The organism is Enterococcus sp. DIV1682a (genome assembly GCF_051711005.1).
GTDB lineage: Bacteria > Bacillota > Bacilli > Lactobacillales > Enterococcaceae > Enterococcus_B > Enterococcus_B hirae.
This window is the reverse complement of record NZ_JBIOLT010000001.1, coordinates 2,818,254-2,843,437: the sequence shown is the minus strand read 5'-3', so window position 1 is coordinate 2,843,437 and position 25,184 is coordinate 2,818,254. Positions and strand designations below refer to the sequence as shown.

Genomic DNA, 25,184 nt, shown 5'->3' with positions numbered 1-25,184 from the left:
GAGCTTGGCTGGACACGTAGTAAAGTACGGAAAACATCGCGAACGTAGAAGTTTCGCACGAATCAGTGAAGTGTTGGAATTACCAAATTTGATCGAAATTCAAACAGACTCTTACCAATGGTTCCTAGATGAAGGACTAAGAGAAATGTTTGAAGACATTTTGCCAATTGATGACTTCAATGGCAATCTATCTTTGGAATTTGTGGATTATGAATTGAAAGAACCTAAGTATACGGTAGCAGAAGCACGTGCACATGATGCAAATTACTCTGCACCATTACATGTAACGTTACGTCTAACAAACCGTGAGACAGGTGAAATCAAAGCGCAAGAAGTCTTCTTCGGTGATTTCCCATTAATGACTGAACAAGGAACATTCATTATCAACGGAGCAGAACGAGTAATCGTTTCTCAGTTAGTGCGTTCACCTGGTGTGTACTTCCATGGAAAAGTAGACAAAAACGGAAAAGAAGGTTTCGGTTCAACTGTGATCCCGAACCGTGGTGCATGGTTAGAAATGGAAACTGATGCAAAAGATATTTCTTACGTACGTATTGATCGTACTCGTAAGATTCCTTTGACTGTGTTAGTTCGTGCCCTAGGATTTGGATCAGATGATACCATCTTTGAAATCTTTGGTGACAGTGAAACGTTACGCAATACAGTTGAAAAAGACTTGCACAAAAATGCAAGTGATTCAAGAACAGAAGAAGGATTAAAAGACGTTTACGAACGTCTACGTCCAGGCGAGCCTAAGACAGCCGATAGTTCTCGGAACTTATTGAATGCTCGTTTCTTCGATCCAAAACGCTACGACTTAGCCAACGTTGGTCGTTATAAAGTAAATAAAAAATTAGACTTGAAAACACGTCTATTGAACTTAACATTAGCAGAAACATTGGTTGATCCAGAAACTGGTGAAATCATCGTTGAAAAAGGAACCGTGTTGACTCACCAAGTGATGGAAACATTAGCACCTTTCATTGATAATGGATTGAATTCAGTGACTTACTATCCATCAGAAGATGGTGTTGTGACTGATCCAATGACTGTTCAAGTGATCAAAGTCTTTTCACCAAAAGATCCAGAACGTGAAGTGAATGTGATCGGTAACGGTTATCCTGAATCAGCTGTGAAAACTGTTCGTCCGGCAGACATCATCGCATCAATGAGTTATTTCTTAAACTTGATGGAAGGGATCGGCAACGTGGACGATATCGACCACTTAGGAAACCGTCGTATCCGTTCAGTCGGTGAATTACTGCAAAACCAATTCCGTATCGGTTTAGCTCGGATGGAACGTGTCGTACGTGAAAGAATGTCGATCCAAGATACAGAAACATTGACACCACAACAATTGATCAACATCCGTCCAGTGGTTGCAAGTATCAAAGAATTCTTTGGTTCTTCTCAGTTGTCTCAGTTCATGGATCAAACGAACCCACTTGGGGAATTGACACACAAACGTCGTCTTTCAGCCTTAGGACCTGGTGGTTTGACTCGTGACCGAGCTGGTTATGAAGTTCGTGACGTTCACTATTCTCACTATGGCCGTATGTGTCCGATTGAAACGCCTGAAGGACCAAATATCGGGTTGATCAATAGTTTATCTAGCTATGCGAAAGTTAATAAATTTGGATTTATCGAAACTCCTTACCGTCGTGTTGATCGTGAAACTGGTCGTGTAACGGATCAAATCGACTATCTAACAGCTGACATCGAAGACCACTACATCGTTGCCCAAGCAAATAGCCCATTAAATGAAGATGGTACTTTTGCACAAGACGTTGTTATGGCTCGTGCGCAAAGTGAAAACTTAGAAGTTTCAATCGATAAAGTCGATTATATGGACGTATCACCTAAACAAGTAGTTGCGGTAGCGACAGCATGTATTCCTTTCTTGGAAAACGATGACTCCAACCGTGCCTTGATGGGTGCCAACATGCAGCGTCAAGCAGTGCCATTGATCAATCCACAAGCACCATGGGTTGGTACTGGTATGGAATATAAATCAGCTCATGACTCAGGAGCTGCTTTGCTATGTAAACATGATGGTGTCGTTGAATTTGTGGACGCCTCTGAGATTCGTGTTCGTCGTGACAACGGTGCATTAGATAAATACGCTGTAACAAAATTCCGTCGTTCAAACTCAGGAACAAGCTACAACCAACGCCCAATCGTTCATTTAGGCGAAAAAGTTGAAAAAGGCGATACTTTAGCAGATGGACCTTCAATGGAACAAGGTGAAATGGCGCTAGGACAAAACGTTTTAGTAGGTTTCATGACTTGGGAAGGTTACAACTATGAAGATGCGATCATCATGAGCCGTCGTCTTGTGAAAGACGATGTCTATACTTCAATCCACATCGAAGAATATGAATCAGAAGCTCGTGATACAAAATTAGGACCTGAAGAAATCACTCGTGAAATCCCTAACGTTGGGGAAGATGCTTTGAAAGATCTAGACGAGATGGGTATTATCCGTATCGGTGCGGAAGTCCAAGATGGTGACTTACTAGTTGGTAAAGTAACACCAAAAGGGGTAACCGAATTATCAGCTGAAGAACGTCTTTTACATGCGATCTTTGGTGAAAAAGCTCGTGAAGTCCGTGATACTTCATTACGTGTACCACACGGTGGTGGCGGGATCGTCCACGACGTAAAAATCTTTACTCGTGAAGCCGGCGATGAATTATCACCAGGCGTAAACATGCTTGTACGTGTGTATATCGTTCAAAAACGTAAAATCCATGAAGGAGATAAGATGGCCGGACGTCATGGTAATAAAGGGGTTGTATCCCGTATCATGCCGGAAGAAGATATGCCATTCTTACCAGATGGAACACCAATCGATATCATGTTGAATCCTTTAGGGGTGCCATCACGGATGAATATCGGACAAGTATTGGAATTGCATTTAGGGATGGCTGCTCGTCAGTTAGGTATCCATGTTGCAACACCAGTATTTGATGGTGCAAGTGATGAGGACGTTTGGGAAACGGTTCGTGAAGCTGGTATGGCCAGCGATGCGAAAACCATCCTTTATGACGGACGTACAGGTGAACCATTTGACGGCCGTGTGTCTGTCGGTGTCATGTACATGATCAAACTTGCTCACATGGTCGATGATAAATTGCATGCTCGTTCAATCGGACCTTACTCATTGGTTACACAACAACCATTGGGTGGTAAAGCACAATTTGGTGGACAACGTTTTGGTGAAATGGAAGTTTGGGCTTTGGAAGCTTACGGTGCCGCTTATACCTTACAAGAAATCTTGACATACAAATCAGATGATGTAGTTGGTCGTGTGAAAACTTATGAAGCGATCGTCAAAGGCGAACCAATTCCAAAACCAGGTGTACCAGAATCATTCCGAGTATTAGTAAAAGAATTACAATCACTAGGATTAGACATGCGTGTCTTGGATATCAAAGATTCTGAAATCGAACTCCGTGATATGGATGACGAAGATGATGATTTGATCACTGTAGATGCTTTGACAAAATTTGCTGAACAGCAAACAGCCAAAGAATTAGAAAAGAAAGCTGCTGAACAAGTGGAAGATGAAAGACAAGATATCATCCAAAACTTTGAAACCGCAGAAGATAACTTAGACTAATCCGGTCTATGAGCTGTAAGGCGGTCGATGATCAGCCGCCTTGCGGTTTTGCCATTAAACGAAATGGAGGGAACCCCTTTTGATCGATGTAAATAAATTCGAAAGTATGCAAATAGGTTTGGCTTCTCCCGAAAAAATCAGAAGCTGGTCTTATGGTGAAGTAAAAAAACCTGAGACGATTAACTATCGTACCTTAAAACCTGAACGCGAAGGGTTGTTCTGTGAGCGGATTTTTGGTCCTACGAAAGACTGGGAATGTGCCTGCGGAAAATATAAACGTATCCGTTATAAAGGAATCGTTTGTGACCGATGCGGTGTTGAAGTGACACGTTCAAAAGTTCGTCGTGAACGTATGGGTCACATTGAATTAGCAGCACCTGTTTCACATATCTGGTACTTTAAAGGAATTCCTTCTCGTATGGGACTTGTTTTAGACATGAGTCCTCGTGCCTTAGAAGAAATCATTTATTTTGCTTCATATGTGGTTATCGAACCAGGAAACACCAACTTAGAGAAAAAACAATTGTTGACAGAACGTGAATACCGCGAAAAACGTGAACAATATGGACAAGAATTCCAAGCAGCAATGGGTGCAGAAGCAATCAAACAATTACTAGACAGTGTTGATTTAGATGCTGAAGCAGCTGAATTGAAAGAAGAATTGAAATCTGCTCAAGGGCAAAAACGGACTCGTGCGATCCGCCGTTTGGACATTTTAGAAGCTTTCCGTGCTTCAGGAAATGAACCAAGTTGGATGGTTATGGACGTTATTCCAGTTATTCCACCAGATTTACGACCAATGGTGCAATTAGAAGGTGGACGTTTTGCAACAAGTGACTTAAATGATCTTTATCGTCGAGTAATCAACCGTAATAATCGTTTGAAACGCTTGTTAGATTTGAATGCTCCAGGAATCATCGTCCAAAACGAAAAACGGATGTTACAAGAAGCTGTTGATGCGTTGATCGATAATGGTCGTCGTGGCCGTCCAGTTACTGGACCAGGTAACCGTCCATTGAAATCTCTTTCTCACATGTTGAAAGGGAAACAAGGTCGTTTCCGTCAAAACTTACTTGGTAAACGTGTTGACTATTCAGGACGTTCCGTTATCGTTGTAGGACCTTTCTTGAAAATGTATCAATGTGGGTTGCCAAAAGAAATGGCGATCGAACTATTTAAACCATTTGTGATGCGTGAATTGGTTCAACGTGAACTAGCTTCTAACATCAAAAATGCGAAACGTAAAATCGAACGTCAAGAAGACGAAGTTTGGGATGTCTTGGAAGACGTAATCAAAGAACACCCAGTACTACTTAACCGAGCACCTACGCTACACAGACTTGGTATCCAAGCATTTGAACCTGTTTTAGTACAAGGTCGTGCGATTCGTTTGCACCCACTTGTATGTGAAGCTTATAATGCCGACTTTGATGGAGACCAAATGGCCGTTCACGTACCATTGAACGAAGAAGCACAAGCGGAAGCTCGTATGTTGATGCTAGCTGCTCAAAACATCTTGAATCCAAAAGACGGTAAACCAGTTGTAACACCTTCCCAAGATATGGTTTTAGGTAACTACTACCTAACAATGGAAGAAGAAGGTCGTGAAGGCGAAGGAATGGTCTTCCGTGACCAAAACGAAGCTGTGATCGCATGGCGTAACGGCTACGTTCATTTACACTCACGTATCGGTGTGAACCCTAATTCATTAGGTGAAAAACCATTTACTGACTGGCAAAAAGAACGTACGATGATTACAACCGTTGGTAAGATCATCTTTAATGAGATCATGCCTCCAGAGTTCCCTTACTTGAATGAACCAACAGACTTCAACTTAACGGTACAAACACCGGATAAATATTTTGTTGAAGCAGGTACAGATATTCCTGCGCATATCAAAGAGCAAGAATTAGTCTTACCATTCAAGAAGAAAAATCTAGGAAATATCATTGCGGAAGTCTTCAAACGTTTCAAAGTAACTGAAACTTCTAAGATGCTTGACCGAATGAAAGACTTAGGGTATAAACATTCTACACATGCTGGTATCACAGTAGGTATCGCAGATATCAGTGTACTGAATGAAAAACAAGGAATCATTGAAAATGCCCATAAACAAGTTGAAACAATTACAAAACAATTCCGTCGTGGATTGATTACTGATGACGAACGTTATGAACGAGTAATCGCTGTTTGGAATGCTGCTAAAGATAGCATCCAACAAAAACTGATGGAAGGGTTAGAAGCGAAAAACCCAATCTTCATGATGTCTGACTCTGGAGCCCGTGGTAACATCTCCAACTTTACTCAGCTTGCTGGTATGCGTGGACTGATGGCTGCTCCGAATGGTCGAATCATGGAATTACCGATCATCTCAAACTTCCGTGAAGGACTTTCTGTCTTAGAAATGTTTATCTCTACTCACGGGGCTCGTAAAGGGATGACCGATACTGCCTTGAAGACTGCCGATTCAGGTTACTTGACTCGTCGTTTAGTTGACGTTGCCCAAGACGTTATTATTCGTGAAGAAGATTGTGGAACAGACCGCGGTCTTGAAATCCAAGCGATTCGTGAAGGAAACGAAATCATTGAATCATTAGAAGATCGTTTGATCGGTCGTTACACACGTAAAGAGGTACGTGATCCAGAAACGAACGAATTGATCATCGCTGGTAACCAATTGATTTCAGAAGATATTGCAAAACAAATCGTGGATGCAGGTGTGGAAACTGTAACGATCCGTTCTGTCTTCACATGTAACACAAAACATGGTGTCTGCAAACACTGTTATGGACGTAACTTGGCAACTGGATCTGACGTTGAAGTTGGTGAAGCAGTTGGTACGATCGCCGCTCAATCAATCGGAGAACCAGGTACTCAGTTGACAATGCGTACCTTCCATACCGGTGGGGTAGCCGGAGACGATATCACTCAAGGTCTTCCTCGTGTCCAAGAAATTTTTGAAGCACGTAATCCTAAAGGGCAAGCAGTGATCACCGAAGTAACTGGTGACGTCATCGATATCTCAGAAGATGCTTCAACTCGTACAAAAGAAGTAACAATCAAAGGGAAAACCGACACACGTACGTATACTGTTCCTTATACAGCACGTATGAAAGTCGCTGAAGGCGATATGATCCACCGTGGTGCGCCATTAACGGAAGGTTCAATCGATCCTAAACAATTGTTACAAGTTCGTGATGTATTATCAGTTGAAAACTACTTGCTGCGTGAAGTACAACGTGTATACCGTATGCAAGGGGTAGAAATCGGCGATAAACATATCGAAGTAATGGTTCGACAAATGTTACGTAAAGTCCGTGTAATGGATCCAGGTGATACGGATATCTTACCAGGTACATTGATGGATATTGCTGACTTCAAAGACCAAAACTACAATACATTGGTAGCTGGAGGCGTACCTGCAACATCTCGCCCAGTCCTACTAGGTATTACAAAAGCATCATTAGAAACAAACAGCTTCTTATCTGCTGCATCCTTCCAAGAAACAACTCGTGTCTTGACTGATGCTGCGATCCGAGGCAAAAAAGATCCTCTTCTTGGTTTGAAAGAAAATGTTATCATCGGTAAAATCATCCCAGCTGGTACTGGTATGGCTCGTTACCGTAACATGGAACCAAAAGAAGTCGGTGTTGCAAGTGAAAATGTTTATAGCATTTCAGACATCGAAGCACAAATGGCTGCAGAAGATGCAATGAATGAACAAACAAAATAATGTGACACCAAACAGAGCTAAGATGAACATCTTAGCTCTGTTTTTTTTGTCGTGCTAAAGTTGATAGAAACAAACGAAATTGAGAATTTGTTCATTAAAGACGAGCATTTTTTCATATTTTTGTACTTTTAGAAAAATAGGTCCATGAATCATTGAATTGCTTAGCAAAACTTGCTAAAGGTTGCTATGCTAGATCAGGTTTGTTCATCGTTCAGGTAAAACTGCTATGTAGGAGCGGATGGGTTGAGATTTTTTCAGATAATAAACGATACATGATCGAGTTTGAACCAAACGTTTCAGTAAGTGATGCGAGTGCTTGTTGAGCTTGAAGTATAAAAACTTCTTCTTGTAGTTGGGAATGTGAGGACGAAGGATGTGTGGTATTGAGAATCAATTTTTCAAGTAGATTTTTTGGGTTGTCTTGATCTACTAGCGTATCTGAATTCTTTACTGACTTACTTTGTAAAATTTGTTGAATTTTATCAGTGAAATTAGTTTTTTTGGCATAACGTGTCCTTCTGAAGTTAAAAATTTTAGCGGTTGTTAATTCAAAAGCTGTGGAAAAGTATAACATAAAAGAACTATCCACAAGGAAAAAGAAAAACCGTTTATTCTCCCCTGTGGAAAAAATAGTTGAGAAGGAAAAGAAAGTTATCCACAAAAGAGAATGGAAATAGGAAAAATTGATAAAAATACCGGGAGGGGGTAAAATGAGTATTTCTTTCAATAAATGTAAAAAATGTGAGAACAATAAATGATGTTTAGGTTTAAGTCTTAGGAGTATTGTATATACTTTTAAATAGATGGATAAAAAAATCAAATCAATGAAAAGATTAGTAAAAAAGAAAATGCTGCAATACTCTATCTTAATAAAGCAAGCAGGTAAGTATAGGAGTATCGATTCTTTGTTTATTCGTTTCGAAGGTAAGCAAAACAGTATCACCCTTTTATAAATCAAGGTATGATGAAAGACAAAGGGGGATTTTATATGACGAAAAAAGCAGTTTTTGCAGGTGGTTGTTTTTGGTGCATGGTCAAACCTTTTGAAACACAGCCAGGAATCATAGCAGTAACCTCTGGCTATACGGGAGGACATGTCCCAAATCCTACCTATGAACAAGTAACCACAGGAACGACAGGTCATACGGAAGCGGTAGAAATCGAGTATGATCCGTCTCTGGTTTCTTATGAACAGTTAGTCGAAATCTACTGGCAACAAACAGACCCAACGGATGCTTTCGGTCAATTTGCTGATCGCGGAGACTCTTATCGACCGGTCATTTATTATAGCAATGAAGAAGAACGTGAAATCGCTGAAGCATCAAAGAAACAACTACAAGAAAGTGGTCGATTCGATCGTCCGATTGTCACAAAAATCGAACCCCGAAGTGAGTTTTATCCCGCTGAGGAGTATCATCAAGACTATTATAAGAAGAATAAAATCCGCTATAATCTTTACCGAGAAGGCTCTGGACGAGGGAGTTTTTTACGCAAACATTGGTCTGGAAAATAAGACACAATGCATTTTGAAGAATTTCAGTTAGGGATAAAAGCTGGTCATGCTTTGGCTTGCTGTGAATTTAGTGGTTTTTATAATTTTTAGGTAAAGTTATCTAAGTGTCAATGGATCGGCCATCTGGTTGATCCATTTTTTTATAAATCAAGGTTCATTATCGTTTGTTGAATGACAGCAAGCAGAAAAGACACTAAGCTATCAAAAGCGTACGTAATGAGGCAAATAAGCGAAGTCCGTCAAATCATTAATCATCATCAGTTAAAAGGCTTGCATCAAGACTGTTGTTAACCAATAAGTAGACAACTAATTTACCACACATGAAGGAGAAAAAGTGCGACACTCAAAAAAGGCACAAAAGGTACTCTTTTAGATTTTTTATCGTGAGAGAGAAAAATAAAGAAAAAAAGTAATCCCAATAAACTAGCAAGAAAGAGGAGCTGCATCAGTTGATTGAGAGTTAGACCGCCACTCCAGCTTAAAAGTAATAAAACATCACCTAAACCTAAAAATTCACTCCCGTAACGAGTAAGGAAAAAACTGATCAAGAATAAAACAGCAAAACTAAGCCATTGAAACTCTCCTTTGATCAACCAAGTCATCCATAAGATAAACCAGATAAAATAAAGTGTTCTTCCCTCGATCATCAAATAAAAACTATCCATTAACGAGAGTAAAAAGGCTGACAAAAACCAAAAAATAAGTAACCAGTCTGGTCGCTGTGAAAAATAAAATAGCCAAACAGATAAACAACCACCGATACATTCTGCTATAAAATAAATCGGTGAAAGCTTGCTACGACAGTTTCGACAACGAAAACGTAGGTAACAGATGGAAAGCAATGGGACCAGTTCATACCAAGCCAATACATGCTGACAGTTGACACAATGAGACCGTGGGTAAATAATAGAGTGTCCTTGTGGCAGGCGTTGTGCCATTAAGCATAAGAACGAACCAATGCAACAACCAATGATAAAATAGAGAAACATAGCGAGGGCCTCCTTTTAAAGAAAGATACGCCAATAACAACCATTTTATTTATTTTTAGTAGAGGTGACAAAATGAAGATTTCGATCGGAGTCGATATCGGTACGACACAAACAAAAGCAGTGGCATTCAACGAGCAAGCTGAAGTCATCGCTTCAGCTTATTTCCTTAATCCGATGATCCAAGAAGCACCAGGAATGGCAGAACAAGACCCAGAATTGGTCTTCCACGGTGTATGTACAGTAATCAAAGAAGTCGTCAAACAGTTACCGAAGTCGACAACTATAGAAGTGATTGCATTTTCATCAGCGATGCACAGTTTGATTCTGTTAGATGATAATAAACACCCTTTGACCCGTATGATCACTTGGGCAGATAATCGTGCGAAGGTACAGGCTGAAAAACTAAAAAACAGCCAACTAGGGTTTCACTTTTATCAACAGACAGGCACGCCAATCCACCCAATGACGCCACTAGTTAAAATCCATTGGTTAAACGAAACCCAACCAGAACTAACGAAGCAAGTGGCATACTATGTTAGCATAAAAGAATATATCTTTTACCGTTTGTTTGGGCAACTAGTCTGTGACTACAGTACAGCCTCAGGCACAGGTTATTTTGATATCCATCAATTCAAATGGGCAGAAGAAGCGTTAAATTACTTATCAATCACTCAAGAACAACTACCAGCAGTGATGCCGTCAACCACGATACTCAATGGATTATCAAAAGAAAAACAAGAAATTTTAGGATTAGAAAATGATATATCATTTGTTTTAGGTGGTGCTGATGGCCCGCTATCTAATTTAGGGATGGGAGCTTTTGGCGAAAAGATAGCTGCGTTAACAGTCGGTACCAGTGGGGCATTAAGATTTATTACAGACAAACCACAACTACATCCCGAGATGGAAACCTTCTGTTATGTACTGGATCGTACACACTGGGTGGTCGGTGGCGCAACAAGTAATGGTGCGGGAATTTTTGATTGGGCAAGTCAAACTTTGATGCAAGAAGTAACTCAAGCGGCTATTGATCAAGGCGAAAATCCTTACGATGCTCTTTTCTCAGCAATTACGTTTGTCCCACCAGGAGCGAACGGATTACTCTTTCAGCCCTATTTATTAGGAGAACGAGCTCCTCTATGGGAGGCAGAAGCTTCTGGGAGTTTTTTAGGTTTGCAAAGAGACCACACGGAAAAAGAAATGATGCGAGCTATTCTAGAAGGAATTTGTTTCAATTTAAAAAGGATTTTGACAGGAGTTTGTTCAGAAGATCAATTAACAGAAATCAGAGCTACAGGCGGATTCTCACAATCGCCTGTCTTTCGCCAATTAATGGCTGACGTTTTGGGGTATCCGCTCATTTTCCCGGCGGTGTCTGAAGCCTCCGCTTTAGGAGCCGTTTTCTTAGGGTGGCAAAGTATCGGGAAGATCGCTGACTTAAGCGAAGCTATAGAAAAAGTACAGCTTGCTTCACAAGTACCAGTTCAACAAACGGTCAAAGAGACATATCAAAAAATCTTTCCCATTTTTGTTGAAACGCAAAAACAAGTAGCGGCGACTTATCAGCCTTTAGCGCATTTACGTCAAACTTTAAGTACTATGAATGAAAAATAGGATGAAAAAGTAGAGTGACGGAATAAGAGAGGAATAGTGTAAGAACTAGAAAAAACGACTAAAGCAATAGAAAGTCTTTTCTAAGAAATGATAGGATGAAAATCGTTCTCAACTAATTGGTTTTATTGTACTTTTGTCTCAAAGTTTACTATGCTTTTATTGTAGACAAAAGTTAGGAGGAGAAAAGAAAATGAAATTTCCACAAACAAAAGAAGTATTAAATCAATTAGTTGCAGACTTGAGTCAAATGTCTGTTGTTGTTCACCAAACACATTGGTATATGCGTGGACCAGGTTTCTTGACATTGCACCCAATGATGGATGAATTTATGGATGACTTGAATGAACAATTAGATGAAATCTCAGAGCGTTTGATCACACTAGATGGTTCTCCTTATTCAACCTTACGTGAATTTGCAGACAACACCAATATTCCTGACGAAGTAGGCAATTGGGATCGGACTATTCCAGAACGCTTGGAAATTCTTGTGAAAGGCTACCGCTATTTGGCAGACCTTTACCAAAAAGGAATTGAAGTAGCTGGTAAGGAAGGCGACGACCCAACACAAGATATCTTTATCGAATTCAAAACAGCGACTGAAAAACGAATCTGGATGATCCAAGCTCATTTAGGAAAAGCACCAGAAATCGATGCGTAAAATGATCATCAGCTGATGATATTATATAATAGTAGAAAAACTGCGAGGGAAGTTATTTTCCTTGCAGTTTTTATTTTAGAAGAGAAAGAAACGTTCTTCGTTATAAAAAAGAATGAGTGCATCACAAGGATACGGGCAATAAAAACGAAAGTTTTGGATTGCTAAGAAAAAACGTTGACATTAAGGGGATTAGCAGGTAATATGTTAAATGGTATTGTTTGCCCCACAAAGAGCCCCGGAAACTCGAAGTGTATGTCAAACATCAGAACTTAAATTGGAGGAAACTAACGTGCGTACAACATATATGGCCAAACCAGGCGAAGTAGAACGTAAATGGTATGTAGTAGACGCAACTGATGTTCCATTGGGACGTCTTTCAACAGTTGTTGCATCTGTACTACGTGGTAAAAATAAACCAACTTTCACACCTCATTTGGACACTGGCGATTTCGTCATCGTCATCAATGCAGATAAAGTGAAATTAACAGGTAAAAAAGCGACTGATAAAATTTATTACCGTCACAGCAACTACCCAGGAGGATTGAAATCAATCACTGCTGGCGAATTGCGTGCTAAAAATTCTCGTCGTTTGATCGAAACTTCTGTAAAAGGAATGCTTCCTAAAAATACTTTAGGCCGCAAACAATTTACAAAATTGAATGTATACGCTGGAGCTGAGCATCCACATGCAGCACAACAACCAGAAGTTTTAGACATTACAAACTTAATCTAATAGGAGGGAATTTCATTGGCACAAGTTCAATATATCGGCACAGGCCGTCGTAAAAATGCAGTTGCTCGTGTACGTTTAGTACCAGGAACTGGTAAAATTACTGTAAACAAAAAAGATGTTGAAGAATACATTCCACATGCTGACTTGCGTGAAGTAATCAATCAACCTTTCGCTGTTACTGAAACAAAAGGCGCTTATGACGTATTTGTTAACGTAAACGGTGGAGGCTACGCTGGACAATCAGGAGCTATCCGTCATGGTATCGCTCGTGCATTGCTAGAAGTTGATCCTGACTTCCGTCTAGCTCTTAAACGTGCTGGCTTACTTACTCGTGACGCACGTATGGTTGAACGTAAAAAACCAGGTCTTAAGAAAGCTCGTAAAGCTTCACAGTTCTCAAAACGTTAAAAACAGCTTCATATCAGTACTTTCAGGCGTTTCGCAAGTCACTTTGCGAAGCGTCTTTTTTTTGAGTTGATACCATTCCGGTCAACAATATTTTGAAATAACTTCTGATAAGCAGTTTCTCCAACAGGCATCTTAATGAAATTTGGTGTGCTTACGTAAGTCTTAGTGATGTTTGTATCACTATGGGTTAAGGCTTCTGATATTTGTTCTAAGGAAGTTCCAGATTGTCTAGCAAGTGTTGCACCTGTATATCGTAGTTTATGAGTTGTCACATGTGTTAGGTTTTTATGTCTTCGTTCAATTGTTTTCATTCGGTAGTTCAGATAATCTGTATGAAGTGGTTGATTGATATTACCTTTACGGTCAATATAAGTGAAAACAAGTTGTTCAGAAGATTGTTCGACTTCAAATTCGGGTAAAATTGCACGTGGAAAATCTGCTAATATTCAAATTAATATATTGGAAAAATTTATTGCTACATTAGATGTAGATTATTTGACATTCTTTTCTTTTGAAAATAAGATTAATCGAGAAGTATCGATTGTCCACGAGTTATCAGTATCAAAAAGGAAGGATAAACTTTTTGATATTGCCGAAAGAATTATAAAATTTGAAATAGATCAATTTATAGAAAACGCCAAATTGGGCGTTTTTTATTTACATAAAAAAATTTCGCTAGCTTAATTGTCTATCTTTCTATTTCTAGATCATAATTTTTTTATGGACAGTTAATATTTTTTCTAATATGATGCTATGGAAAGGTATTGAAAAGAGAACTACGCTAGATGTATAGTAGAATAATAAAATGAAAATAGAGTAAAATATGTGATTCATTAACGATCACAGAACATAATACTCACACGTAATGGTTTTGATGAACACTATTAAATTAATAATTGATGATACATACTTAGAAAGGTTAGTAGCTACTTAGTACACTCTTACTAAAATTTAGCAGAATAAGGATTGAGAAGTTTGGATATAGGAGAGATATTTTTTTATAGGGATACTAAAGTGGAGATAATTGAAATTGATATAGAGTTTGATTTAATTTTGATCAGAAATTTATCAAGTGAAATTAGTAACTATGTTAGCAGCAAATTGTTAAATAAGTCTCCACACGAAGAGAAATATATTTCGATTTGCCTATTAGAAGGAGAAAAAAGATGGTATTAAGTTGGATAGGCTATGAGTTAGATGGAAATTCTTGGGAAGAATTGTGTATGGATATTTGCCGAATAGCTTATAAGGACGATTACTTCCACACAGTTCCTGCTCATCATAAAGGAGATGGAGGGATAGAAGGATTTACAAAGTCAAAATTGGGTTTAGTCTTTCAGTGCTATTGTCCGGATGATGCAAACGTGGATTATGATAAATTATATGAGCTTCAAAGAGACAAGGTAACAAGAGACATACAAAAAATAATCGACAACCATCAAATATTGAAGGATATAGGAGTAACACAAATTTCTAGATGGATATTTATGATTCCAGAGTACAAAGATAAAAGAATTTTGGCACATTGCCAAAATAAACAAAATATGATTTTGAAAGCAAAGTTATCTGACCCAGAAAATCTTCAGTATATCAGTGATAATTTTCAAATAGATATAAAGGTAGCTGCTGACTTCAAAACAGAAATTGCAAGGTTGATTAGGACGAGAATAACTGATATTAAATTAGATATTCCGGATATAGAGAATGCTGATATAAATTGGGAAGATATCGATTCTGAGAAATCAGAAAATGTAATTAGAAAAATGAAGGCTATTTCCCCGTCATCTGGAGAAAATCAAAATAGAATGAATATGCTTATTGATCATCAAATAAAAAAATACGTTTCTGGAAAAGTAATGTTAGAAAAACTTTCAAATGAATACCCTGACATTTGGAATGATATCATGAGCCTCGAAAGAGTGTTTAAAAATAAAGTAAGGGAAAAAACATTACTAGCCCATAATAATGAAATGAACCTAGCTACTTATAATGAACTCTCAGCAGAGTTTGAGAAGTCTTTAAAAAAAGAGCTAAACTATTTAACTATCGAAACATCGATGTCTTTATCACAGTCTATTATAAGCAGTTGGCTGGCAGATTGTCATATGGAATTTTTTTAAATAAGGGAGAAAGAATGGATAATATTGATAATATAAATGGGATTAGATTTTTACAGAAAAAGGAATCAGTACCTTATCATAATAGATTGACGTATAAAGCTACGATTTTATTACTGATTCTTTTGAAATGTTGCCGAGGTAGAGGCTGTTCTATAGAAAAATTCCAAATTTTAATGAATTATTTATATTCTAAAGAAAGCCAAGATACACTCATCGATTTTGTGGAAACAAAAAAAACATTTGTATATCTAAGATTTGATTCGACTATAATTAAAGCGCTTGAATTTATGAAGTCGGATGGATTGATAGACATTCAACAAAATGTTAGTTTTAAAATGACTGATAAGGGTAGAGCAATTGCTATAGCAATATGGGAGGACAAGGAAGTTTTTCTTTTTGAAAAGGCGTTTTTAAGCAAGATGGGGAGCTCTTTAACAGAGAATTTGGTGCAAGAAATTAATAATAGTATATTCGGTAATTAGTTTGGAGGAAAAGAATGAATATAAAAAGATTAAGTATTGAAATTACGACTAATGAAGATCCCTTTTTCTTTGAGCACAAATTTCAAAATGGTCTAAATATAATTGCGAGTGATGTAAATACATCGGGAAAAAGTTCAGTCTTGTCTGCTATTATGTATGGCTTAGGTATGGAAGAGATTATAGGAGGACGAGGTTCTAAAGTTCTAAGTGCAGCATTTAATAATAAAATCAAAGATACTAACGATAAAATATATAATGTCTTAAAAGCAAGTGTGTATTTAGAAATAAGTAATCAAAATGAGACAGTTACAATCTTGAGAACAGTTAAAGATTTACCGAGAAATGATAACCTTGTGACCGTAATATTTGGAAATTATGAAGATAGATACAATCCTAAAGTGAAAACAATTGATTATTTCGTTCATGATGCTAATTCTGCAAAGGGGAGATTGGGCTTTTTTAGATTTTTAGAAGATTTTTTAGGATTAACGTTACCTAATGTTTTGGGATATGATGGTAAGGAAAAAAAATTATATATTCAAAATATTTTCGCTGCAATAATGATTGAGCAGAAACGAGGGTGGAGTGATATTTTATCAAGAGTTCCAAATTTTGGAATAAAAGACTCTAAGAAAAAAACAATAGAGTATATTCTAAAAATGGATTCTATTGAGTTGTCAAAAACTAAGGCGGAAATTCAAGAGAATCTTAAAAAGAAAAAGGAAGAGTGGAAAGATTATTATATTGAAATCAAAGCTTATTTAAGAAGCTTAAATTTAGAACTTTTGGGCATAACATCTGAAATTGATTTGATAAAAGAGGAACGATTAGGGATATTCTCTAAAGAGAATTCTATGAACATAGACGAAGTATTAGTTGATCAAAAGAATAAATTGGATATAATCTCTCAAAGTAGATATGAGAAAAAATATGATAATCAGTCTCTAAATGAAGAATTATTATCTACAATGGATGAAATAAGCAAGTTAAAAATTAAATCTCAAGATTTTATTAATCAAAAAAATAAAGAAGAGACTGAGATAACTAAATTATTGGAAGGCTTGGAAAATTTAGAAAATGATATTCAGAATAATAAAGATATAAATAAAATAGTAAAATATGGATCTGAGAAAAATTCTAATATATATAACGGTATTTGTCCAACTTGTAATCAAAAAATTGAAGATACGCTACTCAATAGCCAAAATCAGGTTATCATAATGACTCCTGAAGAAAACATAAAACATCTAAATAATCAAAAACTTCTATTTGAATCTATTATTAAACAAAAAAGGGTTCTAATCAAAGACATTGAACAGCAGATAGAAATAATTTCGAATAGTATAAAAAAGCTGAATCAACTAGCTATATCTATAAAAAGTGATTTGTTTAAGTTAAAGGATGAATATAATGAGCATGTCATATTGGAAAAGTTGAACTTAGAACGTAGTATAGATACACTTAACGAAGTGCAGGGAAAATTTAATGTTATTAAAGCAAAATTTTTAGAACTGTCATCTGAGTATAAAGAACTGCTAGCTAGAATGAATAATTTAAATAAAGATGAATATTCTGATCAAGATTTAAATAAGATAAAAAGTTTAAAAAATAAATTTGTTACAAATTTGAAAAATTTTGGTTATAGAAGTATAGAGCCTGAACAAAACATTAGTATTTCTACCAATACATTATTACCGGAAATAATGGGGTACGATTTAAAGTTTGATTCTTCTGCAAGTGATCATATAAGAGGAATATGGGCATATACAATTGCTTTACAAGAGGTTTCATTAGAATATGAAGGAAATCATCCTAAATTACTCCTATTTGATGAACCTAATCAACATAGTATAATCGAAAAAGATATGCGTGCCTTTTTATCTAAAATAAAATCTTTAAATAGAAATGTTCAAACTATAGTTGGATTTACTATGAAGGATGAGGATTCAAAAAAAATAATTGATGAGTTAGGATTAGATGATACAATAATAAAAATTGATGAACTTGCATTCAAAAAAAGGTTATCAGAAGAAAAGTAAGAGTAGCGAAATCAGTGCTCATTTTTTTAGTAAATATTTCGGCTCGCATTTTTTTGTTTAAAATCATTACCGTTGAATTCATTTTTTTGAAACTCAATGAAATTATTTTGATTAGGGTATTCGAAAACCTTTGATAGTAAGGCTTTTTGAAATTTATTCAAAATCAAATCAGTCGAACCAGCTCTTAAGAAAGCTCGTAAAGCTTCACAGTTTTTAAAACGTTAATTGCTGGAGTTGTTGCGAATTTATTTGCTTACGAATACAGTATGGGACGGAGATTTTGAGAGAAATTGAGTACCAGTCTATTGTATCGTTTCAAGACACTTTCCATTTTTGGGAAGGTGTCTTTTTTTTGTACTTTTGGGTGCGGAATGGGTATAAGTATGATGTTTTTAAACCTGTCATTCATTTTCCATTTGTTACTCCTTCCAATCGTTGTTCAGATTTTTGTAAGTGGATAGATCGATAATTCAGTAGCTATCTATTCCTCGACTCTTCTTGACTAAGAAATATTGTTTCTTTTTAGATGGTGTGGAAAAAGTATAATAAATGAGCTAATTTATCCGCCATTATTTGTTTTTCTCCGCCAAATAATATAAAATGGCGGAGAAAATAAGTGGATGGCGGTGAAAGAATTTAATTATTCTACACACCTTTTGTTCGTTATCTTGTCGGAATCATTTTGCGAGCTTACGGAAACTTCTCAGATAGATCGGGCGAGTTACGATAATCACACTGGGCAAAGCTATGCTGAGCGCAGTTACCTTGAGCATGTCTTTCAAGGCACTTTCCAAATTTTGGAGAGTGTCTTTTTTCATTTTGAATCATAAAAAAGTTGTCGTGAGTTTTACTGACATCAAAAATTATAGGGTCATAATAATCTCTTCCACTTTAATGTGGAACAGATTACGTATTTATCTTTAGGGAGAAAAACTCTATGATATAGACAAGGAAAACGTTTTCTGAGGTGATGATGGATGTTATCAAAGCGCGAGAGTCAGTTAATTGAATTACTTTTAGAGGAGGAGAATTTTCAACCAGCAAGTTTCTTTAGTGAAAAACTCAATGTTTCGAATAAAACAATTTATCAAGATATTCAGAAGCTTGGACAGTTCTTGAATCGTTTTGAGTTAAAAATTGAAAAAAAACCTCGCATTGGGATCTACCTAATTGGAACGTCAACTAAAAAAAATGATGCCAAAATATTTATCACTAGTAAAGAAGCCATGTCAACAGAGGTAAAGTATAGTTCAAATTATCGGAGAGTGTACTTATTCGCCAATCTAATTTTTAAAACGAATAAAAAAAGATATGAGTATTTTGAAAAAAAGTTTTTTGTCAGTATTGCAACTTTGCGTAAGGACTATGAGGAAATCATCAAATATTGTCGGTTAGCTGGGATTAGGATTACTTCAAATCATGTAATAGACACACAAAAAACACCTGAAGAGTTGATCCAGCGGACATTTGTCAATTATTTTGAAAAAAACATCGGTGTAGGGAATGAAAAATGTCAATATCACTTTGTTTTTGATCAAGCGATGGTTCAGTTTGTGGATGATTTTGTAAAGAATTTTTACCAACAGTCTAAACAGCAACCAACAAATTATATTGTCCATTCACTCAAACTTTCGTTGTTAACTTTGATTGGTCGAGTGAAGCATGGCTACCATTCACAAACGAATAAAAATCCTTTGTTTGTCGAAATAAAGAAAATGGAATTATATATGGTGGCACTAGATTTTTCAAATGGGGTCAAAGATGAATTGAATTGTTCCTTTACGATAAATGATCTTTACTTTATTTGTTCGTTGTTTATGGGACATGGAGTGAGACCGTTTGTGAATCTGGCAACCCATAGTCAACAAATCATGGAGACCACCAAACAATTCATTCAAGATATGTCGACACTGGTTGAGAAAGATTTGGAGCAAGATGGACAGCTACTTCAATCACTATTTGCGCATATTGAGCCAATGATCTATCGGCTGCAAATGGGGATTACCATTAAAAATCCTTTAAAAGAGGATATCATTCGGCAATACAGCACAATGTATACGCTAACAACTTACTGTGTTCCAAAATTGGAAAAAGCAATGGGAATCAGAGTAACGGATGATGAAATTACTTTTTTGACTATTCATTTTCAGTTAGCTTTTGAAAAAATTGTGAATACGAAGCATGTTTTTCTTATTTGTCCAACGGGGTTGGGAACTTCGCAATTATTATTTCAGCGTATTCGTCATAGTTCTCCTAGCACCGTAGTCTATGAAGTGATTGATGTTCAAAAGTTGCAGGATTACAACTTAGATAGTGTCGATTTGATTATTTCAACAGTCAAATTGGAAAATGAGTATCAAACGCCGATTATTTATGTTCGACCATTACCAACGAAAGAAGAAATTGCATTGATTAATCGTCATCTTCTTACCTTGAATCAACAAGACAATACATTTTTACCATCCATTGCACCGGATAAAACGATTTTAAAGAAATATTTGAAGGATGGTTGGATGTTCTTGAATCAAGATTTTGATAGTAGAGAATCTGTACTTTCTTTCATCACTGAGAAATATAAAGAAGAACAATTAGTAAAGGATAATTTTCTTGAGGTTGTACTTCAAAGAGAAAAACTAGGAGCTACCGGACTTTCATCAGGCGTAGCCATCCCACATGCAAATCCTAAATATGTAGTCAAAACAAAAATTTCTATTATCACTCTAAAAAACAAAATTACTTGGGGAGATGTGGATGTAAGGGTTGTTTTATTCTTAGCGATTGCAGAAGAAGATATGATTCAAGTGAAAAATATGATTGCACTACTTTATGATGTCTTTGTCTCACCTGAGAGAATAAAAAGTATTGCAAGTAAAGAAACAAGGAATGAGATTATTAACGAAATTATAGGAAAGAGGAAGTAAGATGACGAGTTATTTTGGAAAGAAAATTGCATTATTTCAATCTGAGGTAAAGAGTCAGAAGGAAGCTTTATCAATTATTGCAACTTGTCTATATCAAACAGGTTTAGTGAAGGATTCGTTTGCAGAGAATGTACTGAAAAGAGAAGAAGTGTTTCCTACTGGCTTATTAATCAATGATGTTGGGATTGCTATACCACATACGGATGCAGAACACGTGAATGATTCTCAAATTGCATTTATGTCATTGAAAACACCAGTAACTTTTTATGAAATGGGAACTGCAGATAAGGAAATTTCAGTCAGCTTGATCTTCATGTTAGCGTTGAAAGAACCACATGCACAGTTAGAAATGTTACAGAAGTTAATTACGATGTTTCAAAAAAAAGAGGTGGTTCAAAAGCTTCGAGCTGTAAATAATACTGAGGAGTATTATCAAATTATTGAAAAAGAAGGATTCGTTTAATAACCATTTTGAGGGGGAGCATTATGTTAGATTTATTACAAAAATTTGTTGATCTCGGATCAATCGTTGTATTGCCAATCTTAATTTTTGTTTTTGGTTTGATTTTAGGAACGAAACCGAGTAAGGCTTTTATTTCAGCATTAACGGTTGGTGTTGGATTTGTCGGGTTGAATTTAGTTATCGATTTATTGACCAATAGCTTAGGACCAGCAGCACAAGCGATGGTTGAACGTTTTGGACTAAACTTAACAACCATTGACGTTGGTTGGCCGGCAGCAGCTGCGATTTCTTATGGAACCGTTTTAGGTAGTTTGGCGATTCCAGTAGCTATCGTAGTCAATGTGTTATTAATTATTGTTGGCTTAACAAAAACACTGAATGTTGATATTTGGAATATCTGGCATGCAGCATTTGTTGCTTCACTTGTCTATGCGGTAACGAATGACTTTGCAATGGGCATGTTGGCAACGGTTATTTATACAATGATGATTTTATTGTTTGGCGATATTTTAGGACCAATCATCAATAAATTCTATGGATTTCCAAATATTACCTTCCCACACGGAACAGCAGCACCTGGGTTTGTTTTTGCCTTACCTTTAAATTGGTTATTCGATAGGATTCCAGGATTGAAAGATTGGCATGCAGATCCAGAAACGATTCAAAAACGGTTTGGCATCTTTGGTGATTCAACAGTCATGGGCTTTTTAATTGGTTTGGTTATGGGGATTTTAGCTGGATATGATGTTGCGGGAATTGGACAATTAGCGGTGAAAACTGGCGCTGTAATGGTCTTAATGCCTAAAATGGTGGCACTTTTAATGGAAGGCTTAACACCTATCTCAGAATCAGCAAATTCATTTGTTCAAAAACGTTTCCCAGGAAGAGAATTATATATCGGGATGGATGCCGCATTGTCAGTAGGACACCCAGCTGTATTGTCTTCTTCGTTAATCTTAGTCCCAATCACGATTTTATTAGCAGTGATTTTACCAGGTAACACAACCTTGCCTTTCGGTGATTTGGCAACTATTCCATTCTTAGTTTGTTTGATGGCAGCTGTCTTTGGTGGAAACATTATTCGAACAATCTTAGGTGGGACGATCTACATGGTCACCATTTTATACATCACTTCATGGGTGGCACCATTTTTAACAAAAGCAGCACAAGCGGCAAACTTTGATTTACAAGGACATTCATCAGTAACTGCGATGGCAGAAGGTGGACTGTGGACAACACTTCTATACGTGGGTGGTGCAAAACTATTTGGTTACTTTGCCCTAGTCGGAATTGGTCTGATTATTACAGGCTTACTATTCTACGTGAATCGCATTTTACCTAAAAGAGCAGCTAAACAAACTGAAGCTTAATACAAAATAGGAGAGATGACAGATGAAAAAATTATTAATTATGTGCGGAACAGGTGTGGCTACTTCAACAGTGGTAACAGGAAAAGTAAAAGAATGGTTGAAATCAAAAGGACTCGAAAATGAAGTGAAACTATATCAATCAAAAGTTGCTGATGAGATTGGCAAAATTGATGACTACGATATTGTGGTCAGTACGACCGTGGTTCCTGACAACATTAAAGATAAAGTAATTATGGGGCTTCCTTTATTAACCGGAATTGGCATTGATGGGTTGTTTGACGAAATTGAAGCGAAGATTAAAGCCTAAAAAATACTTGAAAAGAAGGTAATCAAATGTTAGTTACAACGAAAGAGATGTTTGAAAAAGCACAAAAAGAAAACTATGCGATTCCGGCAGCGAACTTTTTTGATTTAGATTCTGCAAGAACCTTTGTAGAGGTTGCAGAAAAAATGCAAAAGCCATTAATTTTAGCCTTTGCACAAGCGCATATCGAAGAATGTCCTCTTGAAGAGGCAGCGTTAATTGCAACATATTTAGCCAAAAAAGCAAGTGTTCCAGTAGCACTTCATTTGGATCATGGACAAGATGAGGAAATCATCAAGCAAGCAATCGAGCTTGGGTTCACTTCTGTGATGATAGATGCTTCGCAGGATGAGATTGAAACAAATATTCGTCGTTCAAAAGCAGTTGCGGAATATGCTCATGAAAGAGGCGTTGTGGTAGAGGCTGAGATTGGACACGTGGGAACGGGAAATAGTTATGAATTTAAGGAAACCACGGACACCATTTATACCGAAGTGGAAGAAGCAGCACGTTTTGCGAAAGAAACCGGCGTCGATTCATTGGCAGTTTCGATAGGTACGGCTCATGGGCAATACAAAGGAACACCGAAAATCAGCTTTGAGCGGTTGGAAGAAATTAAAAATGAAGTTTCAATTCCATTAGTGTTGCATGGGGGCTCATCATCTGGTGATGAAAATCTACACAAATGTGCTGTTTCAGGGATCAATAAAATTAATATCTTTACTGATTTTATCACAGCAGCAATGGATGTAATTAACGAAGAAAAACCTGAGGATTATTTTACACTTAAACGATTAGCGAACCAAGCGATTGCGGATACGTTATCGCATTATTACGAAGTATTTGCAACAAAATAGAGGAGGGTTCTCATGAGAACAGTAAGAAAACCATTTTTTGTGGTTAATCCTAAATCTTATTTGTATGGTGAACAGGCATTAGAACTAGCAAAAATAGCGGATCAATTAGCTGCTGCATACGACATTGATATCATTTTTACTTGTCAACATGTTGATGTTCGGCTAATTAAGGAAGAGACAACGCAGTTGATTGTGAGTGTTCAACATATCGATGGGATAGTCCCTGGTAGAGGGATGGGACACGTTTTACCCGAAGGCGTTGCAGCGGCTGGAGCAGAAGCGACCTTCCTTAATCATGCAGAACGTCCTTTATCGATTAGTGAGCTGTGTGATGCCGTCAAGCGAGTAAAGGAACTTGGTCTATTGACTATTGTCTGTGCGAATTCCTTAGAAGAGGCGAAGCTCGTAGCTTCCTTGAAACCTGATGTGATGGTTTGTGAGCCTACGGAATTAATAGGTACAGGTCAAGCAAGTGACGTTTCTTATATGATTCAAACCAATGAAGCTGTACGTAAGATGGATCCTGAAATTTTTGTTCTGCAGGCAGCAGGGATTTCAACGGTAGCAGATGTTCGCAAAGCACTTGATTCGGGGGCTGATGCAACGGGTGGAACCAGCGGGATTGTTTGTGCCAAAGATCCTGTGGACACATTGAAAGCGATGATTGAAGAAGTAAGTAAATGGAAAAAGGAGCAATCGACAAAATGATAACTTATACTGAGCAACTTGTTTTGACTTCAAATGGACAGCGAGTGACGTATCATAATATTACCGAACAAGTAAAAGAAATTGTGGCAAAAAGTGGGATAAAAAATGGCATTTGTCTTGTTCAGTCGCCACATACTACTTGTTCAGTTATTTTTGAGGAATTCATGCACGATTTGGATTTTAATGGGGATGAATTTTTGCAGGTTGATTTAAATCGGATTCTTGATCGGATCATTCCTCGAGAATTAACGGAAAATACCGATTATCGTTATCCTGGTCCGAAGCATCTTGATTTCTTGCTGTCCTTAGATGATCCAGACTATGCTGGTGATGCTGGAACGATTTTAAATGGAGATGCACATATCCGAGCATCATTCTTCGGAGCAAGTGAAAATTTCATTGTCAAAGAGGAAACATTAATGACAGGAGCTGTCGGCTCGATTTATTTCATTGATTTTGATCAAAACCGTGTTAGAAATCGAAAATGCCATATTTTAGTAATGGGTGAATAGAAAAGTAATAAGAAACAAACATTTGGGAAACTAATTGAATGATCACACCTATAAAAATTAATACGAAAGATAATAGTTAGTTCATTCCGTTTTTTTGGTTAAACTACTAAAATTCATCATAGAGAATACTATAGGGAA

Annotated in this window: 19 protein-coding genes and 1 pseudogene; 18 read left to right on the top strand and 2 right to left on the bottom strand. The window is 37.0% G+C overall.

What is annotated here, in order from left to right; translation table 11 throughout:
* Nucleotides 1-4 precede the first annotated feature (4 nt).
* From rpoB to msrA, 3 genes are all read left to right on the top strand, one after another.
* Entirely contained in the window at nucleotides 5-3,622 is a 3,618-nt protein-coding gene (gene rpoB, locus IGJ23_RS12985; RefSeq protein ID WP_010720684.1) for a DNA-directed RNA polymerase subunit beta, read from the top strand.
* Between the two features lie 79 nt (nucleotides 3,623-3,701).
* Nucleotides 3,702-7,355, top strand: coding sequence for a DNA-directed RNA polymerase subunit beta' (gene rpoC / locus IGJ23_RS12980; protein ID WP_010720683.1), 3,654 nt, complete (start codon nucleotides 3,702-3,704; stop codon nucleotides 7,353-7,355).
* A gap of 988 nt (nucleotides 7,356-8,343) precedes the next feature.
* Nucleotides 8,344-8,868: a peptide-methionine (S)-S-oxide reductase MsrA gene (gene msrA, locus IGJ23_RS12975; RefSeq protein ID WP_438775060.1), complete on the top strand. Its 525-nt coding sequence runs from the start codon at nucleotides 8,344-8,346 to the stop codon at nucleotides 8,866-8,868.
* Between the two features lie 311 nt (nucleotides 8,869-9,179).
* Here the strand turns inward: msrA and IGJ23_RS12970 are convergent, their stop codons facing one another.
* Entirely contained in the window at nucleotides 9,180-9,857 is a 678-nt protein-coding gene (locus tag IGJ23_RS12970; protein WP_207433484.1) for a prepilin peptidase, read from the bottom strand.
* A gap of 72 nt (nucleotides 9,858-9,929) precedes the next feature.
* Here IGJ23_RS12970 and IGJ23_RS12965 point away from each other — a divergent pair, with 72 nt between their 5' ends.
* The 4 genes from IGJ23_RS12965 (at nucleotide 9,930) to rpsI (ending at nucleotide 13,270) form a co-directional block, all read left to right on the top strand.
* A complete protein-coding gene (locus tag IGJ23_RS12965; RefSeq protein WP_207433482.1) occupies nucleotides 9,930-11,471 on the top strand; it encodes a gluconokinase in 1,542 nt (513 codons plus the stop codon).
* A gap of 190 nt (nucleotides 11,472-11,661) precedes the next feature.
* Nucleotides 11,662-12,129, top strand: coding sequence for a Dps family protein (locus IGJ23_RS12960; protein ID WP_438775059.1), 468 nt, complete (start codon nucleotides 11,662-11,664; stop codon nucleotides 12,127-12,129).
* Between the two features lie 304 nt (nucleotides 12,130-12,433).
* Nucleotides 12,434-12,862, top strand: a complete 429-nt coding sequence (gene rplM / locus IGJ23_RS12955; RefSeq protein ID WP_034686358.1) for a 50S ribosomal protein L13 — start codon at nucleotides 12,434-12,436, stop codon at nucleotides 12,860-12,862.
* Between the two features lie 15 nt (nucleotides 12,863-12,877).
* Nucleotides 12,878-13,270: a 30S ribosomal protein S9 gene (rpsI, locus tag IGJ23_RS12950; protein WP_002287505.1), complete on the top strand. Its 393-nt coding sequence runs from the start codon at nucleotides 12,878-12,880 to the stop codon at nucleotides 13,268-13,270.
* 22 nt (nucleotides 13,271-13,292) lie between these two features.
* Here rpsI and IGJ23_RS12945 read toward each other — a convergent pair.
* A pseudogene (locus IGJ23_RS12945) lies at nucleotides 13,293-13,689 on the bottom strand (tyrosine-type recombinase/integrase); the annotation flags it as partial.
* On the opposite strand from IGJ23_RS12945, the gene IGJ23_RS12940 reads away from it, so the two are divergent.
* The 11 genes from IGJ23_RS12940 (at nucleotide 13,643) to IGJ23_RS12890 (ending at nucleotide 25,046) form a co-directional block, all read left to right on the top strand.
* Nucleotides 13,643-13,954, top strand: coding sequence for a hypothetical protein (locus tag IGJ23_RS12940; protein ID WP_096709799.1), 312 nt, complete (start codon nucleotides 13,643-13,645; stop codon nucleotides 13,952-13,954). The pseudogene IGJ23_RS12945 and the gene IGJ23_RS12940 overlap by 47 nt on opposite strands.
* Before the next feature lie 482 nt (nucleotides 13,955-14,436).
* The gene (locus IGJ23_RS12935) at nucleotides 14,437-15,390 is read left to right on the top strand and encodes a hypothetical protein (protein WP_096709801.1); all 954 of its coding nucleotides are present in this window, start codon (nucleotides 14,437-14,439) and stop codon (nucleotides 15,388-15,390) included.
* A 14-nt stretch (nucleotides 15,391-15,404) separates the two neighbouring features.
* Nucleotides 15,405-15,872, top strand: a complete 468-nt coding sequence (locus IGJ23_RS12930; protein ID WP_096709802.1) for a hypothetical protein — start codon at nucleotides 15,405-15,407, stop codon at nucleotides 15,870-15,872.
* 14 nt (nucleotides 15,873-15,886) lie between these two features.
* Nucleotides 15,887-17,911, top strand: a complete 2,025-nt coding sequence (locus IGJ23_RS12925; protein ID WP_096709803.1) for a hypothetical protein — start codon at nucleotides 15,887-15,889, stop codon at nucleotides 17,909-17,911.
* A gap of 977 nt (nucleotides 17,912-18,888) precedes the next feature.
* Nucleotides 18,889-20,832: a BglG family transcription antiterminator gene (locus tag IGJ23_RS12920; protein ID WP_438775058.1), complete on the top strand. Its 1,944-nt coding sequence runs from the start codon at nucleotides 18,889-18,891 to the stop codon at nucleotides 20,830-20,832.
* Nucleotide 20,833: 1 nt separating this feature from the next.
* Nucleotides 20,834-21,295 carry a PTS sugar transporter subunit IIA gene (locus IGJ23_RS12915; RefSeq protein WP_010720675.1) on the top strand — a complete coding sequence of 154 codons (462 nt, stop codon included), beginning with the start codon at nucleotides 20,834-20,836 and terminating at the stop codon, nucleotides 21,293-21,295.
* A gap of 23 nt (nucleotides 21,296-21,318) precedes the next feature.
* A complete protein-coding gene (locus tag IGJ23_RS12910; RefSeq protein ID WP_034700117.1) occupies nucleotides 21,319-22,665 on the top strand; it encodes a PTS galactitol transporter subunit IIC in 1,347 nt (448 codons plus the stop codon).
* A gap of 22 nt (nucleotides 22,666-22,687) precedes the next feature.
* On the top strand, nucleotides 22,688-22,972 hold the full coding sequence (locus tag IGJ23_RS12905) for a PTS sugar transporter subunit IIB (RefSeq protein ID WP_010720673.1): 285 nt from the start codon (nucleotides 22,688-22,690) through the stop codon (nucleotides 22,970-22,972).
* A gap of 26 nt (nucleotides 22,973-22,998) precedes the next feature.
* Nucleotides 22,999-23,826 carry a class II fructose-bisphosphate aldolase gene (locus IGJ23_RS12900; protein ID WP_081128970.1) on the top strand — a complete coding sequence of 276 codons (828 nt, stop codon included), beginning with the start codon at nucleotides 22,999-23,001 and terminating at the stop codon, nucleotides 23,824-23,826.
* Nucleotides 23,827-23,838: 12 nt separating this feature from the next.
* The gene (locus IGJ23_RS12895) at nucleotides 23,839-24,534 is read left to right on the top strand and encodes a triose-phosphate isomerase (protein WP_438775057.1); all 696 of its coding nucleotides are present in this window, start codon (nucleotides 23,839-23,841) and stop codon (nucleotides 24,532-24,534) included.
* Nucleotides 24,531-25,046: a YjbQ family protein gene (locus tag IGJ23_RS12890; RefSeq protein ID WP_034700170.1), complete on the top strand. Its 516-nt coding sequence runs from the start codon at nucleotides 24,531-24,533 to the stop codon at nucleotides 25,044-25,046. Before IGJ23_RS12895 ends, IGJ23_RS12890 begins: the two co-directional genes overlap by 4 nt.
* Nucleotides 25,047-25,184: the final 138 nt, after the last annotated feature.